This window comes from Novosphingobium sp. SG754 (assembly GCF_013149315.1).
In the GTDB taxonomy this organism is placed as follows: Bacteria; Pseudomonadota; Alphaproteobacteria; order Sphingomonadales; family Sphingomonadaceae; genus Novosphingobium; species Novosphingobium capsulatum.
The window spans coordinates 167,158-181,480 of record NZ_JABGCC010000007.1 but is presented as its reverse complement, the minus strand read 5'-3'; the positions used below and the strand labels follow the sequence as shown (position 1 = coordinate 181,480).

The following is a 14,323-nucleotide window of genomic DNA, read 5'->3' as shown; positions in this document are numbered from 1 at the left end:
AGATTTCAATCCACACCCACAAATCGTGGGCGACAAGAGAAGCTATGGAGGTTCCCACTCCACTTTTACAACAAAGCTTCCGATCGAGATGCTCAGCCTCCAAGCTCGCTTGTGCATTTTGCTGCCCTGTTCCGCCCTCGTGGGGGAGCTATAAGGAAGGGGATGATGGGAGTCAACGCTCGGCTTGATCCGGCGGCGGAAGACCGCCTGATACCGCTTTCGGCCTTGCAGCACTATCTGTTCTGCCCGCGCCAATGCGCGCTGATCCATGTGGAGCAGATGTGGGCGGAGGACGGCGCCACGGCGGAAGGGCGACTGATGCACGAGCGCGTGGACAGCGGTGGGCCAGACCGGCGCGCCGGCGTGCGCACGGTACGCGGGCTGGCGATCCGCTCGTTCGCGCTGGGCGTGGCGGGCAAGGCCGATGCGGTGGAGTTTCACGGCACGGGGCCGGATGCGGCGATTTTCCCGGTGGAATACAAGCGCGGCCGCCCCAAAGCCCATCGCGCCGATGAAGTGCAGCTTTGCGCCCAGGCCATCTGCCTTGAGGAAATGCTCGGCCGCCCGGTGCCCGAAGGCGCCTTGTTCTATGGCGAGACCCGGCGGCGCCTGGTGGTGGATTTCGATCCAGACCTGCGCGCCCTGACCGCCGATGTGGCGCGCCAGGCGCAGACCATGATCGATGCGGGCATAACCCCGCCGCCGCATCTTCAACCCGGATGCCGCAAGTGCTCGTTGCAGGATCTGTGCGCGCCGAATGCCCTGGAAAAGCCGCGCAAGGTTGCCGCGTGGCTGGCGGCGCAGATCAACACCAGCCTGGGTCAGGAGTGAACCATGCGACGGCTGCTCAACACGATCTATGTCACCAGCGAGGATGCCTGGCTGCGCAAGGACCGCGAGAATCTCGTGATCGAGATCGACGGGGCAGAGAAGGGCCGCGTGCCGCTGCACATGGTGGAAGGGCTGGTGTGCTTCAACCGCGCCGGGGTTTCGCCCGGCGCCATGGCGGCTTGCGCGGAAAAGGGCATCGCGCTGTCGTTTCTTCAGCCCAACGGGCGTTTCCTGGCGCGGGTGGAGGGGCAGCGCAGCGGCAACGTCCTGCTGCGGCGGGCGCAATACCGGATCGCGGATGATCCGGCGCGTGCCTTGCCGGTGGTGCGAGGGATCGTGGCGGGCAAGGCCGCCAACCAGCGCACCGTGATCATGCGGGCCCTGCGCGACCATGGGACAACGGCTTCGGCACCGGCCAGGGACGCGCTTCAGGCCGCTGCCCTGCAACTGTCCCACGCCGCTCGGCGCACGCTGGCGGCGGCCGACGTGGCCGAATTGCGTGGGGTGGAAGGGGATTGCGCGCGAATCTATTTCGCCGCCCTGCCGCATCTGATCCGCCACGACGATCCGGCCTTTGCCTTCACCGGCCGTTCGCGCCGGCCACCACTTGACCGGGTCAATGCCTTGCTCTCGTTCCTCTACGCAATGCTGGGGCACGATTGCCGATCGGCGCTGGAAGGCGTGGGGCTCGATCCGCAAGTCGGCCTGCTCCATGCCGATCGTCCGGGGCGGGCCAGCCTGGCGCTCGACCTGATGGAAGAGATACGCCCGGTTCTGGCCGATCGCCTGGCGCTCAGCCTGATCAATCGCCGCCAGCTCGCCCCGCGCGATTTCATCGTGGAGGAAAGCGGCGCGGTGCGCATGACGGACGATGCGCGCAAGGCCGTGCTGGTCGCCTGGCAGGAACGCAAGAAGGAAGAATTGCGCCACCCCTTCCTGGGCGAAGCCGTGTCGATCGGGCTGATCGCGCATGTCCAGGCGCAATTGCTGGCCCGCCACTTACGCGGCGATCTGGATGGCTATCCGCCCTTCATCTGGAAATAGGCGATGCTGGTTTTGATCACCTATGACGTGAATACCCAAGACACGGCCGGCAAGCGCCGCTTGCGCCGCGTTGCCAAGGCATGCCAGGATTTTGGCCAGCGGGTGCAGAATTCGGTGTTCGAATGCGAAGTGAACCCGGCGCAATGGGCTGGTCTGAAAGCGGCGCTGGCCCGCGAAATCGCGCCGGAAAAAGACAGCCTGCGCTTCTACCAACTCGGCGCGGCTGGCAAGCGCCGGGTGGAACATATCGGCGCCAAGCCAGCACTCGACCTGGATGGGCCGCTGCTGTTTTGAAAGGCGGACGGGACAAGCTTGGGCATCGGCGCGAACCTCTAGCTGCCCGCAAAACACTGGCATGTTCGCGGAAGCGTAACTGCATGAAATATAGGAATGCGCCCGGTTTCCGCCAGTAGCAGGCTGTTTCGACGCTCCTGCGGTCGAGTGGTTCGCGGAACACGGGCATTTTCCTGTTCTTTGTCATCGTGTAACGCAAACCCAGTCGCCCCCTGCGCGGGGGCGTGGGTCGAAACACCACGATCTCGGCCAGCGAGTGGGAGTCGAGCCGTCGCCCCCTGCGCGGGGGCGTGGGTCGAAACGTGGCTCCAGCGCCGCCAGAACGCCGCCAAGCGCGGTCGCCCCCTGCGCGGGGGCGTGGGTCGAAACCCTGCTGGCCTGGGCGTCGTCGTCGGCGCTGTGTCGTCGCCCCCTGCGCGGGGGCGTGGGTCGAAACATCATCAGTGAGACGGGCCATAATCAGGCGTGTGGGTCGCCCCCTGCGCGGGGGCGTGGGTCGAAACAGCCCCTGACCCTAACAACCTTGCCTTGCACCCCGTCGCCCCCTGCGCGGGGGCGTGGGTCGAAACGTCTATGTGGCGCTCGCCGCAAACCGGACAGGTAGTCGCCCCCTGCGCGGGGGCGTGGGTCGAAACGGCGCACAGGCGGTGGATCCAGTCACCCATGGCGTCGCCCCCTGCGCGGGGGCGTGGGTCGAAACCTCAACCCGCCCGCCACCGAAGAGGTCGCGGGCGTGTCGCCCCCTGCGCGGGGGCGTGGGTCGAAACGTCACGCCGTGCTGGCCGTTCCCACGCTACGACTTGTCGCCCCCTGCGCGGGGGCGTGGGTCGAAACCGGCTGGATCCGGGGTGCAGAAAGTGGGCGGCCTCGTCGCCCCCTGCGCGGGGGCGTGGGTCGAAACGGTGAACTGGGTGCCGACATAGCCGACCTGCACGGTCGCCCCCTGCGCGGGGGCGTGGGTCGAAACCCGTTCTACACGCTGCCGTTGTCTGCCCAGGTGAGTCGCCCCCTGCGCGGGGGCGTGGGTCGAAACGATTACGAAGCGCCCGAAACCACCACCATGACGGTCGCCCCCTGCGCGGGGGCGTGGGTCGAAACCGCGACCTGGCGACATGCCGCGCACCAGACGGCCCGTCGCCCCCTGCGCGGGGGCGTGGGTCGAAACATAGAGCATGGCAATCGCCCCGTCGGCATCTTCGTGTCGCCCCCTGCGCGGGGGCGTGGGTCGAAACACCTCGTCAATCACCGCGCTATAGTCGTCGTCGTGTCGCCCCCTGCGCGGGGGCGTGGGTCGAAACTTCAAGGCGTTGCCCAACTATATGTTCGACCCCCGTCGCCCCCTGCGCGGGGGCGTGGGTCGAAACGTGTCCGGGATCGTGGACGCTGCCGCCGCGCGAGGTCGCCCCCTGCGCGGGGGCGTGGGTCGAAACGTTGCGGGGGAGCTGGGGCAACCTTCCCCACCCCGTCGCCCCCTGCGCGGGGGCGTGGGTCGAAACCTGGTGTCGGGCAGCATCGGAATCGAGGCCAAGGTGTCGCCCCCTGCGCGGGGGCGTGGGTCGAAACGAGGGCAAATGCGCCTATTGCCCAAACGATGCCAGTCGCCCCCTGCGCGGGGGCGTGGGTCGAAACACGACATAACTGGGGGAGACCAGGCCTATCGTTTTGTCGCCCCCTGCGCGGGGGCGTGGGTCGAAACAGCTTTCAGCCCGACCGCTGGCTGGGCGACGTGGCCGTCGCCCCCTGCGCGGGGGCGTGGGTCGAAACACTTGCGAGGCAAAAGGTTCTGCGCGCGTCACCTTGTCGCCCCCTGCGCGGGGGCGTGGGTCGAAACCACTTTTGATGGGGCTGCGTTTCGGCAAGCGGCAGTCGCCCCCTGCGCGGGGGCGTGGGTCGAAACGGATAAAGGGACAAGGCGGCGTTTGGCCGTCATCGTCGCCCCCTGCGCGGGGGCGTGGGTCGAAACAAGAACAATATGCGGTTTAGCGGCATCCTCTCGAGTCGCCCCCTGCGCGGGGGCGTGGGTCGAAACGACGATCAGCGCATGCGCGGCGATGTGATCGAGTGTCGCCCCCTGCGCGGGGGCGTGGGTCGAAACTGGGAGAAGCGGGCCGATCCGGTCATCACCCTGGAGTCGCCCCCTGCGCGGGGGCGTGGGTCGAAACTGCGATTACCCAGCGCGTGGAGAATTTCGAGCAGCGTCGCCCCCTGCGCGGGGGCGTGGGTCGAAACTTCATTGGCTTGGGCGTCGGCCACGATGCGCTCAGTCGCCCCCTGCGCGGGGGCGTGGGTCGAAACATCGAAATCGACGAGGACAACAACGTCTCGATAAAGTCGCCCCCTGCGCGGGGGCGTGGGTCGAAACGGCAAGACCGTCGCGATCACGTCTGGCCTGACGCCGTCGCCCCCTGCGCGGGGGCGTGGGTCGAAACTTGGCGTCCTGCGTGATCGCGGGGCGGCCGGCGCGTCGCCCCCTGCGCGGGGGCGTGGGTCGAAACACGCGCAGTGATTGCAGGGATACGGCGCGATGGCGGTCGCCCCCTGCGCGGGGGCGTGGGTCGAAACACGGCGTGGTGTTGCGCGGGCCTGGTCTGCGCGGGTCGCCCCCTGCGCGGGGGCGTGGGTCGAAACAGCGCGTCGTCAATGCGCTGCCACAGATCGGGGCGGTCGCCCCCTGCGCGGGGGCGTGGGTCGAAACCTGTTGCTCACACCCGCACCCCCGACCCCCTGCTGTCGCCCCCTGCGCGGGGGCGTGGGTCGAAACATCGTCGGGTTGGCGATCAGGAATGCCACGAAGGCAGTCGCCCCCTGCGCGGGGGCGTGGGTCGAAACTCCCGCTCCGCGTAGGCCTGTGTGAGGGACGCCATGTCGCCCCCTGCGCGGGGGCGTGGGTCGAAACCTGTGCAGGAAAAAGGTGGGAATAGTCGGGGTAAGTCGCCCCCTGCGCGGGGGCGTGGGTCGAAACGTCACGCCGTGCTGGCCGTTCCCACGCTACGACTTGTCGCCCCCTGCGCGGGGGCGTGGGTCGAAACCCGCTGGATCCGGCGTGCAGCAAGTGGGCGCCCTCGTCGCCCCCTGCGCGGGGGCGTGGGTCGAAACGGTGAACTGGGTGCCGACATAGCCGACCTGCACGGTCGCCCCCTGCGCGGGGGCGTGGGTCGAAACCCGTTCTACACGCTGCCGTTGTCTGCCCAGGTGAGTCGCCCCCTGCGCGGGGGCGTGGGTCGAAACGATTACGAAGCGCCCGAAACCACCACCATGACGGTCGCCCCCTGCGCGGGGGCGTGGGTCGAAACCGCGACCTGGCGACATGCCGCGCACCAGACGGCCCGTCGCCCCCTGCGCGGGGGCGTGGGTCGAAACATAGAGCATGGCAATCGCCCCGTCGGCATCTTCGTGTCGCCCCCTGCGCGGGGGCGTGGGTCGAAACACCTCGTCAATCACCGCGCTATAGTCGTCGTCGTGTCGCCCCCTGCGCGGGGGCGTGGGTCGAAACTTCAAGGCGTTGCCCAACTATATGTTCGACCCGCGTCGCCCCCTGCGCGGGGGCGTGGGTCGAAACGTGTCCGGGATCGTGGACGCTGCCGCCGCGCGAGGTCGCCCCCTGCGCGGGGGCGTGGGTCGAAACTCGTACATCGTAAAGCCCCCAGCCCAGCAGGATCGTCGCCCCCTGCGCGGGGGCGTGGGTCGAAACGCGCCCGAAAGGCTGCGCAAGTGGAGCGAGAACAAGTCGCCCCCTGCGCGGGGGCGTGGGTCGAAACTACCGCGTGCAGGTGGAAGACTTGACGATTACCGGGTCGCCCCCTGCGCGGGGGCGTGGGTCGAAACCGCCACATGATTGCCGCCGCGCCCCGCGCCCGGCGTCGCCCCCTGCGCGGGGGCGTGGGTCGAAACAAATTGAGTTGCAGCGCTCACTGCTGGGGGAAGTGTCGCCCCCTGCGCGGGGGCGTGGGTCGAAACGTGGCCAGGGGCTGAACGATCTCGAAATCAATCGTCGCCCCCTGCGCGGGGGCGTGGGTCGAAACTTCGGACAAGACGCCGCGAACCGCAGCATCAATTGGTCGCCCCCTGCGCGGGGGCGTGGGTCGAAACACGCTCAACACGGGCGTGGTTGATCCCCTCACGCAGTCGCCCCCTGCGCGGGGGCGTGGGTCGAAACCATTTTCGACGATCGGCATAATTGGGTGAGGGCGTCGCCCCCTGCGCGGGGGCGTGGGTCGAAACTGCAACTCAACTGGTTGCTGAAAAGTTGGCAAGGTCGCCCCCTGCGCGGGGGCGTGGGTCGAAACTGATCCGATTGCACGGCGCCTTGTATCACGTCCGGTCGCCCCCTGCGCGGGGGCGTGGGTCGAAACACGCAATTTGTGGCGGCGTTTGAAATGGTGGGGAGGTCGCCCCCTGCGCGGGGGCGTGGGTCGAAACTTACTATCCGGGGTTATGCGGGTCCGAACGATACGTCGCCCCCTGCGCGGGGGCGTGGGTCGAAACGTCAGCCAGCGTTGTGCGCGCGGCCTGAGTGGCTGTCGCCCCCTGCGCGGGGGCGTGGGTCGAAACAGAAATGGGTTCGTCCGCTGCCGCGTGCCAAAGTGTCGCCCCCTGCGCGGGGGCGTGGGTCGAAACAACGGCAACGGAGAAGTTGCACACTTGATCGTCGTGTCGCCCCCTGCGCGGGGGCGTGGGTCGAAACTGCGCCCAATGCAGGCGAGCGTTCGGGCTCAGTCGTCGCCCCCTGCGCGGGGGCGTGGGTCGAAACGGGATGTGGAGCATTTAGGCCTCCACCGGTTCGGGTCGCCCCCTGCGCGGGGGCGTGGGTCGAAACTCACACCTCAAACGCCCAACGAGGCAGCATGACCGGTCGCCCCCTGCGCGGGGGCGTGGGTCGAAACGAGCGACTGGCGCGCGCCAAACGTGCGCTGATGCGTCGCCCCCTGCGCGGGGGCGTGGGTCGAAACTGCCTGATGCTGAGCCCGAGGGCGTCAAGCCCAGTCGCCCCCTGCGCGGGGGCGTGGGTCGAAACCACATCCTGCGTGGCCTGGCCGAAGTGTTCTGCGGTCGCCCCCTGCGCGGGGGCGTGGGTCGAAACACCGCGCCCGATCGCGGGCTTACCATCCGCAAGTGTCGCCCCCTACCGACAATGCCCTGGCGAGCCTCGTCGCCCCCTGCGCGGGGGCGTGGGTCGAAACCCGCAACGGCGTCTCGTCGTGCTCAAGGACTACGTCGCCCCCTGCGCGGGGGCGTGGGTCGAAACCAGCGCCTCGACGTGGTTGCGCAGGCGATCATCAGTCGCCCCCTGCGCGGGGGCGTGGGTCGAAACATTTGCAAGACCGTAGCGAATTTGCCGGCCATAATGTCGCCCCCTGCGCGGGGGCGTGGGTCGAAACGCGCGGGAGTATCAACGCCTGCATGCCAATTTCGCGTCGCCCCCTGCGCGGGGGCGTGGGTCGAAACATGCGCTTGATGCCGGCAACGAACCGGCTGATGCCGTCGCCCCCTGCGCGGGGGCGTGGGTCGAAACCAGACCTGTGTCGAGGTGATCGATCCCGACCGGCTGGTCGCCCCCTGCGCGGGGGCGTGGGTCGAAACGAGCAGTGGCAGCGCAGCCTTCTCAGCCTGCGCGCCGTCGCCCCCTGCGCGGGGGCGTGGGTCGAAACACAGGCTCGATCAGCGGGACGACCTTGACCGTCACGTCGCCCCCTGCGCGGGGGCGTGGGTCGAAACTGCGCATAGGCCAGCGCCCGGGCAGGGCCTTCATGTCGCCCCCTGCGCGGGGGCGTGGGTCGAAACTCCTCGGGTGGCGCTAGTAAGGGGATCGACCACCGTCGCTCGTCAAGGAGGTGGCCGCAACCGGCTGACCGGTCGTCTTTTGTGTGGGGCGCGAATCGAAACCGGTTCGTCTGCTGAAAACCACACCAGGGTAGAGCAGTCAGCCAGTCGTCGCCGCACCACTGCCGATGAGGCAGAGCGCAACAAGGCGGTCATCGACGAAAACTGACCCGTAATAGGAGCAAGTAGCCAAGAGCCTGCCCGGCGCCATTGGTTTTGCTACCCCGTTGATATCGTCGACTGCTGCATCGCATCAAGCCGCTGCGAAACGGAGGTGCCCTGTTTTTACTGTCAACCGCAAGCAGTTCGTCGTGAATCTCGAGCGTCACATCGATCTAAGGAATATTGGGGGTACAATTAGGGGTGTCACTAAACTGTCTATAAAAATTACAAATAAATTTAATTGTTTAAGTGGTTCTGAATTGCTACCCAGATCCTGCCCCCGCAACCATCTCTCAACACAGCCTAACACACAACAGCCCCGGCCAAACAAGGCACGGGGCCTTCCTGCGTTCAGCTCACGCAGCCCGGCTGATGCCCGCGCAAGACACGCCAGTGCAGAGTAAGCGGGGTCGCGGCCCCACCTTGCGTGCATGAAGCGCAGCGCCGAGTCTTCGCGCCCTAATCGGGCTGGAGTGCGCTGCTACTATGATAATCTCGGGTGACGATCCTGTGAGCAAGGGAGCGCAGCGGTTCGAGGTATTCACGGGCGCGGGCAAGCGGCGCGAGTGGCCACCAGAGGTGAAGGCGTCGATTGTTGCCGAGTGCTATTCGGGCGGTGAAGGTGTCAGTGCCGTTGCTCGCCGGCATGGACTTGATCCTTCACAAATCTATGCCTGGCGTAAAAGCCTGCACCAACAACTGGTGGATCAGGGATTGGCGCCGCCGGTAGCAGCGCCGGTCGCTGTCGCGTTCGTACCGGCCGTCATCGAGCCGAGCGCTCCGCCGGCCCCCACGGTTGCGCCCGCGCCGGTACGCAAGGTCAAGCGGCGACGACGCCCGCCAGCGGCGGCCATGGAACTGGAGATCGATGGCGTTGCGGTGAAGATCGCGCGTGGTGCCGATGCCGGGATGATCGCGGCCGTGATCGAAGCGCTCAAGGGGGCGCGATGATCGGACCTGGCGCCGGCGCGCGGGTGATGGTCGCCACGCGCCCGGTCTCCGCAAAGGACCGGACGCTTTGGCCGCGCTGGTCGGTGCCGAATATGGCGGGGATGCCTATTCCGGCGTGATCTATGTGTTCCGGGCCAAGCGCTCCGATCGGGTCAAGCTGGTCTGGTGGGACGGCACAGGCCTGTGCCTGATGGCGAAGAAACTCGAACAAGGCGGTTTCAAGTGGCCCGGGATCCAGGACGGCGTCATGCGCCTGACAGCAGCACAGCTTGGTGCTTTGCTAGAAGGGCTGGACTGGCGCCGGGTGCATGGCGGGCGCCGCCCGATCGCCCCGAAAATCGCCGGTTGACGGGACTTTGCCTGGCTGATTCACTATCCCCATGTTGATGGAAACGGATCTGCCCGAAGACATGGACGCGCTGCGCGCACTGGTCATCGAGCAGTCCCGCAAGCTGGCCGAGATAGCCGCCGCCAAAGGCGAAGCCGATGCCGAGATCGAGCGCCTGCAGTCGATCATCGATGCCTTCATGCGGCATCGTTATGGCGCTCGTTCCGAACAGCTCGATCCCGACCAATTGCAACTGGGCCTCGAAGATGTCGAGACAGCGCTCGGCCAGGCCCGTGCCGCGCGCGAGGCCGCGGCAGGACATGCCGGGTCCGACCGGCCGCGCAAGACCAACCGGGGTTCGCTGCCCGCGCATCTCGAACGGATCGAGCAGATCGTGGATGTCGAGAGCGTCGATGGCATCCGGCCATGCCCATGCTGCGGCGGCACACTCCACCAGATCGGCGAGGACGTGTCCGAACGCCTGGACGTCGTGCCGACCACGTTCCGCGTGCTGGTTACGCGCCGGCCGCGTTATGGTTGCCGCTCATGCGAGGGCGCGGTCGTGCAGGCTCTGGCGCCGGCCCGGATCGTCGAAGGCGGTATCCCCACCGAAGCCCTGATCGCGCAAGTGCTGGTCGCCAAGTACGCCGATCACCTGCCATTGTACCGCCAGGCGCAGATCTACGCCCGGCAGGGCATAGATCTCGATCGCTCGACCCTGGCCGACTGGGTCGGGAGGGCCGCCTGGTATCTGCGACCTTTACGCGATCATACCCTCGAACGACTGCGACGATCCGAGCGGCTGTTTGCCGACGAATCGACAGCACCGGTGCTCGATCCCGGGCGCGGTCGGACCAAGACCGGCCAGCTATGGACCTATGCCCGCGACGATCGGCCATGGGGCGGCGGCGATCCGCCAATGGTCGCCTATGTCTATGCCGCCGACCGCAAAAGCGAGCGAGCCGAAGCCCATCTTGGCGACTTCGCCGGCATCCTGCAGGTCGATGGCTATGGCGGTTATGCCGCACTCGCCAAGCGTCGCCAACAGGTGAGCCTGGCGTTCTGCTGGGCACACGTGAGACGCAAATTCTTCGAACTGGCCGACACGTCCCCGGTCGCGACCGAAGTGCTGCGCCGCATCACCCTGCTCTATCTCGTTGAGAAGGAAGTGCGCGGCCAATCGGCCCACCAGCGCCGAGACGTTCGCAACGAGCGCAGTCGCGTCATCATCGACGATCTACACCGACACCTCGAGGCCCGCGCCTGCCAGGTCAGCGCCAAGGCCAAGCTCGGCGAGGCAATCCGCTATGCGCTCACCCGTTGGGAGGGCTTGTCCCGCTTTCTCGACGACGGCCGTATCGACCTCGACAGCAACTCTGTGGAACGCAGCATCAGGCCCCTGGCCCTCAATCGCAAGAACGCCCTGTTCGCCGGCTCCGATGAGGGCGGCGACAATTGGGCCGTCATCGCCACGCTCATCGAGAACTGCAAGCTCTCCGGCATAAATCCTCACACCTGGCTGACCAAAACCCTCACCAAGCTGGCCAACGGCCATCCCGCAAACAGCGTCGGCCAACTCATGCCATGGACCGACGTGGGCTGAGAACACCGCTTACCGATTGCCGACCACTCCATGATATCGTATACGATCTGGTAGCTAAGCAGGATCAGGACGACGATAGATGGCAATCGGTTGGAAGGGCGTGTTCCCGGCAGTCACCACGCAGGTTCGCGAAGACCTGTCGATCGATTTGGCCGACACCCAGCGCGTGGTGGACGACCTGATCCGCGACGGGGTTACCGGGGTGATCGCGCTGGGCACCGTGGGGGAAAACAACTCTCTCGAATTCGACGAGAAGGTCCAGGTTCTTTCCGCCATCGTGGAAGTGGTCGATGGCCGCGTGCCGGTGATCACCGGCTGTTCGGAATACGACACCCGCCGCGCCGTGCGCTATGCGCGGGCTGCGCAGAAGGCTGGGGCGGATGGCGTGATGCTGCTGCCGCCGATGGTCTATGTGCCCAAGCCGCACGAACTGGTCGCCCATTTCCGGGGCGTTGCGCAAAGCATGGATCTGCCGATCATGCTCTACAACAACCCCCCGGCCTATCGCACCGTGATCGACAAGGACGTTCTGGCGGCCCTGGTCGAGGTGGACAACATCGTGGCGGTGAAGGAATCGGCGCCCGATACCCGTCGGTTCACCGATTTTCGCAATGCCTTCGGCGATCGCTACGTGCTGTTTGCTGGCTTGGACGACGTGGCGCTGGAAGGCCTGTTCCTGGGCGCGCAGGGCTGGGTTTCTGGCCTGACCAATGCCTTTCCCAAGGAATCGGTCGAACTGGTCAATGCCTTTCAGCGTGGCGACCATGCCAAGGCCTTGGAAATCTATCGCTGGTTCATGCCGTTGCTGCATCTCGATGCCGAACATGACCTGGTCCAGTCGATCAAGCTGGCCGAGCAGGTGATGGGCCGTGGTTCGGAACGGGTGCTGCCGCCGCGCTATGTGCTCGAGGGTGCACGCCGCGCCGAAGTGATCGCCATGGTCGAAAAGGCGGCCGCCACCCGGCCCGATCTGACCCCGACGCGCGCCGAACCCGTGCTGGCCTGAGCGGGCGACGATGCGCCACACGTTCTTTTGCATCGATGGGCACACGGCCGGCAATCCCGTGCGCCTGGTGGCGGGCGGGGCGCCGTTGCTCAAAGGCGCGTCCATGTCGGAACGGCGGCAGGATTTCCTCGCCCGGTTCGACTGGGTCCGTACCGGGCTGTGCTTTGAACCGCGCGGGCATGACATGATGTCGGGCGGGTTTCTCTATCCGCCGGTCGATCCGGCCAACGATATCGGTATCCTGTTCATCGAAACCAGCGGATGCCTGCCGATGTGCGGCCATGGCACGATCGGCATCATCACGTTCGGACTGGAACATGGCCTGATCCAGCCGGCAGTGCCCGGCCGCCTCAAGGTGGAAGTGCCAGCCGGCACGATCGAGATCGCCTACCAGACACAAGGCGCCAAGGTCACGTCGGTGCGGATCACCAATGTGCCATCCTATGTGGCGGCGCGGGGCATTGCCGTGGAGGTGGAGGATATCGGCGCGCTATCGGTCGATGTGGCCTATGGCGGCAACTATTACGCCATTGTCGAGCCGCAGGGCGCCTATACCGGCCTGGACGACCTGGGCGCGGCGCGGATCGTGGCGCTGTCGCAACGCGTGCGCGAGGCCGTGCGCGCGCAGTTCGAGCCGGTGCATCCGCTCGATCCCACCATTCGCGGTGTCAGCCACGTGTTGTGGACCGACCAGCCCAAGCATGACGGCGCCGATGGGCGCAATGCCGTGTTCTATGGCGACAAGGCGATCGACCGCAGCCCCTGCGGCACCGGCACCTCGGCGCGCCTGGCGCACCTGGCGGGGCAGGGCAAGCTGGGCGTGGGTGACACTTTCGTGCACGAAAGCTATATCTGTTCGCGTTTTACCGGCCGGGTGGAGCAGGCAGTGACATTGGGCGATCAGCCCGCGATCATCCCCTCGATCGAGGGATCGGCCGTGGCGACGGGCTTCAATACGATCTGGATTGACCGCGATGATCCGTTCTGGGCTGGTTTCCAGGTTACCTGAGTGAATGTGCCTGGCGCGGGATGCGCGCAAGGGGGAGTGGCGTCGTCGTGGCAGCGATCGGAATTGTCGGTGGCGGCGTGGTCGGCCTCTGTGCGGGGATCGCGCTGGTCGAGGCCGGGCACAGCGTCACCATCATCGATAACGATCGCCTGGGCCAAGCCGCATCGTGGGGCAACGCCGGGCATATCGCGACCGAACAGGTCGAGCCACTTGCGTCGCCTGTCACCATCCGCGCCTTGCCCGGCCGGCTGTTTTCCCGGGGCGGGCCGCTGGCCTTTCCGCCGGGCGCCATCGGGCGATGGCTGCCGTTCGGCCTGCGGCTGATGGCAGCGGCGCGCTCGGCGCGCTTTCATGCCGGCTGCGCGGCCATGGCGCCGCTGATGGCGCAGGCCCTGCCGGCCTGGCGTGACCTGGTGGCGCGCCTTGGCGCCCCGGACCTGCTGCGCGAAGAAGGGCATCTTGTCGCCTGGCATGATGCCCACGCTGCCGCTGCCGGCCGTGCCGCATGGCAGGCGGCCCAGACTGGCACGGCAAGGGTGGCGCGAGCCACCTACGAGGATGTCGCGCGCCTTTCCGCCCTGTGTGGGCAGCCGGTGGCGGGCGCTGTGCGCTTTGCCGGTACGGCGCAGATTGCCGATCTCGATGCGCTGCGCCAGGCGCTGCGCCATGCCTTTGTGGCGCGCGGCGGACGCCTGCACGCCGAGCGCGCGCAAGTGACGATCGCGCATGGTCGGGCAGACATACCGGGGCTGGGGGCTGACACCGTGCTGGTTTGCGCTGGCGTGCGTGCCGCGCCCATCTTGCAAGGCTTGGGCCACGCGGTGCCGATGATTGCCGAGCGCGGCTATCACATCCGCGCCGACGCGCGCGCTTGGCCGGCCGATCTGCCGCCGGTGGTGTTCGAACAGCGCGCGATGATCGTCACGCGGTATCGCGACAGCGTGCAGGCGGCGAGCTTTGTCGAACTGGGCGACCCCGATGCCCCGGCCGATCCGCGCAAGTGGGAAAGGCTGGAGCGTCATGTGGCGGAACTCGGCCTGCCGATGGCCGGGCCGTTCCGGCGCTGGATGGGCTGCCGGCCGACGCTGCCCGATTACCTGCCGGCGATCGGCCGTTCAGCGCGCGCGGCCAATCTGTTTTATGCCTTTGGCCACCAGCACCTGGGGCTGACGCTGGCGCCGGCCACCGCGCACCTGATCACGGCGCTGATCGACAAAACGGCGCCAGCTGTGTCGCTGGCGCCGTTCGATCTTTCCCGTTTTGGCTGAGGATCAG

Annotated in this window: 8 protein-coding genes, 1 pseudogene and 2 CRISPR repeat arrays; all 9 genes and pseudogenes read left to right on the top strand. The window is 67.1% G+C overall.

Features of this window, described 5'->3' with window-relative positions:
* Nucleotides 1-165 precede the first annotated feature (165 nt).
* The 9 genes and pseudogenes from cas4 (at nt 166) to FHW97_RS17450 (ending at nt 14,316) form a co-directional block, all read left to right on the top strand.
* Complete coding sequence (gene cas4 / locus FHW97_RS17490) at nt 166-831, top strand: CRISPR-associated protein Cas4 (protein WP_168353067.1); 666 nt, start codon at nt 166-168, stop codon at nt 829-831.
* 3 nt (nt 832-834) lie between these two features.
* Nucleotides 835-1,875, top strand: a complete 1,041-nt coding sequence (gene cas1c, locus FHW97_RS17485) for a type I-C CRISPR-associated endonuclease Cas1c (RefSeq protein WP_168353066.1) — start codon at nt 835-837, stop codon at nt 1,873-1,875.
* 3 nt (nt 1,876-1,878) lie between these two features.
* A complete protein-coding gene (gene cas2 / locus FHW97_RS17480; protein ID WP_168353065.1) occupies nt 1,879-2,169 on the top strand; it encodes a CRISPR-associated endonuclease Cas2 in 291 nt (96 codons plus the stop codon).
* 204 nt (nt 2,170-2,373) lie between these two features.
* A CRISPR array of direct repeats spans nt 2,374-7,315; the repeat unit is 32 nt; unit sequence GTCGCCCCCTGCGCGGGGGCGTGGGTCGAAAC.
* A 2-nt stretch (nt 7,316-7,317) separates the two neighbouring features.
* Nucleotides 7,318-7,950: a CRISPR direct-repeat array (repeat unit 32 nt; unit sequence GTCGCCCCCTGCGCGGGGGCGTGGGTCGAAAC).
* A 711-nt stretch (nt 7,951-8,661) separates the two neighbouring features.
* A complete protein-coding gene (locus tag FHW97_RS17475; protein WP_370525458.1) occupies nt 8,662-9,102 on the top strand; it encodes a transposase in 441 nt (146 codons plus the stop codon).
* A 58-nt stretch (nt 9,103-9,160) separates the two neighbouring features.
* Nucleotides 9,161-9,451 (top strand): annotated as a pseudogene (gene tnpB / locus FHW97_RS17470) (IS66 family insertion sequence element accessory protein TnpB); the annotation flags it as partial.
* Between the two features lie 31 nt (nt 9,452-9,482).
* Nucleotides 9,483-11,033: an IS66 family transposase gene (locus tag FHW97_RS17465; protein WP_171799358.1), complete on the top strand. Its 1,551-nt coding sequence runs from the start codon at nt 9,483-9,485 to the stop codon at nt 11,031-11,033.
* 79 nt (nt 11,034-11,112) lie between these two features.
* Nucleotides 11,113-12,039 carry a dihydrodipicolinate synthase family protein gene (locus tag FHW97_RS17460; protein ID WP_171799357.1) on the top strand — a complete coding sequence of 309 codons (927 nt, stop codon included), beginning with the start codon at nt 11,113-11,115 and terminating at the stop codon, nt 12,037-12,039.
* A gap of 10 nt (nt 12,040-12,049) precedes the next feature.
* Nucleotides 12,050-13,048 (top strand): 4-hydroxyproline epimerase, encoded by a 999-nt coding sequence (locus FHW97_RS17455; RefSeq protein ID WP_171799356.1) that lies wholly within the window; start codon nt 12,050-12,052, stop codon nt 13,046-13,048.
* A 47-nt stretch (nt 13,049-13,095) separates the two neighbouring features.
* Nucleotides 13,096-14,316: an NAD(P)/FAD-dependent oxidoreductase gene (locus tag FHW97_RS17450; protein ID WP_370525457.1), complete on the top strand. Its 1,221-nt coding sequence runs from the start codon at nt 13,096-13,098 to the stop codon at nt 14,314-14,316.
* The last annotated feature ends 7 nt before the right edge of the window (nt 14,317-14,323 follow it).

Excerpts from the sequence above, each read along its gene's own strand:
- cas4 (WP_168353067.1), top strand. The coding sequence starts at position 166 with ATGGGAGTCAACGCTCGGCTTGATCCGGCGGCGGAAGACCGCCTGATA.
- cas1c (WP_168353066.1), top strand. The coding sequence starts at position 835 with ATGCGACGGCTGCTCAACACGATCTATGTCACCAGCGAGGATGCCTGG.
- cas2 (WP_168353065.1), top strand. The coding sequence starts at position 1,879 with ATGCTGGTTTTGATCACCTATGACGTGAATACCCAAGACACGGCCGGC.
- FHW97_RS17465 (WP_171799358.1), top strand. The coding sequence starts at position 9,483 with ATGTTGATGGAAACGGATCTGCCCGAAGACATGGACGCGCTGCGCGCA.
- FHW97_RS17460 (WP_171799357.1), top strand. The coding sequence starts at position 11,113 with ATGGCAATCGGTTGGAAGGGCGTGTTCCCGGCAGTCACCACGCAGGTT.
- FHW97_RS17455 (WP_171799356.1), top strand. The coding sequence starts at position 12,050 with ATGCGCCACACGTTCTTTTGCATCGATGGGCACACGGCCGGCAATCCC.